Origin of the sequence: Verminephrobacter aporrectodeae subsp. tuberculatae At4 (genome assembly GCF_000193225.1) — a bacterium.
GTDB lineage: Bacteria > Pseudomonadota > Gammaproteobacteria > Burkholderiales > Burkholderiaceae_C > Acidovorax > Acidovorax aporrectodeae.
Genome location: NZ_AFAL01000756.1, coordinates 1 through 1,626, shown reverse-complemented (window position 1 = coordinate 1,626; position 1,626 = coordinate 1). Strand labels below are relative to the sequence as shown.

1 protein-coding gene and 1 pseudogene are annotated in these 1,626 nt (G+C 65.3%); both read right to left on the bottom strand.

Going from position 1 to position 1,626, the window contains the following annotated elements; genetic code table 11:
• A partial coding sequence (locus VTU_RS0121190; protein WP_010108460.1) for an ATP-binding protein occupies window positions 1-254 on the bottom strand: 254 nt, incomplete at its 3' end.
• Window positions 251-1,189, bottom strand: a pseudogene (locus VTU_RS29155) (Mu transposase domain-containing protein); the annotation flags it as partial. The gene VTU_RS0121190 and the pseudogene VTU_RS29155, both read right to left, overlap by 4 nt.
• Window positions 1,190-1,626: the final 437 nt, after the last annotated feature.

Sequence of the window (1,626 nt, the reverse complement as noted above, 5' to 3'; positions counted from 1 at the left end):
CGTGCCCGTTTGAGCAGGGCCGCATGGCGCTTGTCGGTGCGATGGTGCACCTCCCGATCGACCATCAGCGCCAGCCGCTCCTCAAAGCTCAGCGTGGTGCTCGCGCTGCTGCTCAGTTGCTCTTCGATGGCGCTGACCATGCCTACGAGTTTGAGCTCGCGCAGCTGCGCCAGGGTGTTGTTCATCATCATGTTCGGGTTCTCTGGTTCGGGGAATTCGGTGCCGTCGGCAGTGCGCGTGACGACACGCATCATTGGTAGTTGGCCGCGCCGCGCAGGTTCTCGTGCGCGGGTGCCACCCACTCGGGCGCGCTGTGGTTGCGCGCGATCAGGTCGCGTCCGTTGAACAGAATCTCGCGCACATGGCGGTAGTGCCCGGCGTGCAACTCCAGAGCCAGCGTGCAGGCCGCTTCCAGGCGTTGCGGGCCGTAATGCTTGGCCAAGCTCAGAAGGCCCAGGCAGCTGCGATAACCGTGCTCGGGATGACGGAATCTGTGCAGCAACTGCACGACGAATTGGCCCGTGTTCGCACCGATGCCCTGACCCCAGTGGATCAGCCGCTCGGGCGTCCACTGCTTGTGCGCCCGGTGGGCTGCGGGCATGTGCTCATCGCGCGTGGTCAAGCCGCCGCGCTGGCTGCTGCGCACGTGGCAGGCCACACGCTGACCGCGGTGCAGCACCTCCACCAGCGCGTCGGTGATGCGCACCTGCAGTTCCAAACCCACCAGCGCATGCGGCACGCTGTAGCGATGGCGCTCGACCTCGACGTGGTAGTCGATGTGGGCCTTGACGGTCCTGAAGATGGCCCACTGCCAGGGTTGCGCCGGCAGGCTCGTCAGCGCCGGACTGTCGAGCGCGGCGAACAGGCTGGCGCGACTGCCATCGAGCTTTTGGAAGGGCCGCTCGTTGAGTGAAGGCAGCAGTGCCGAGAGCGCTGCGTCTGCAGCGTGTACGTCGGCCAGCACCTGGTGGCGCAGCCGGGCCACAATCCAGCGGGTGACGACTTGCACGGCCGATTCGGCGCTGGCTTTGTCCTGGGGCGAGTACGGGCGTGCCGGCAGGATCGAGACGCCGTAGTGGCGGGCGAAGTCGTGCACGGTCTCGTTGATTTGGGGCTCGTAGCGGCAGGCATTGGAGACGAGTGCACGCGGGTTGTCGGGCACAATTAATTGCGGCACGCCACCGTAGAAATACACCTTCCAGAGCGACGGAAAGATGATCGACTTGGACTCGCTCGTGGCCGGGCTGGAATTGGGATGACGGAAATTTCTGGGGTTCCGGCTTACAACCCCGCGATGCTCGCGTCACCGATCTAGGCTCTCCTCCAGCGGCAACTGCCCAGTGATGGTCCTGGCGCGGATGCCTGCACGGTCGTCGCTGACCTCCATCAGACCCGCCCGCATGGGGCCCCCGTGCAGGATACGCAGTTCCTGCCAGTCGCGGCACGCGCAGATACAGCGATAGCGTCGATTGCTCGCGCCGGCATACGTACTGCGTCAGCGCATAGGCCAATGACCAGGCTGGCGATGAGTAGCGCGGCCGCCTTCCTCGATCAGCGCCGATCCATCAACACCGGCCGCTCAAAGCTGGGGCTGTCCATGTCCTCAATGCAGGAGGGGGTTCGGGG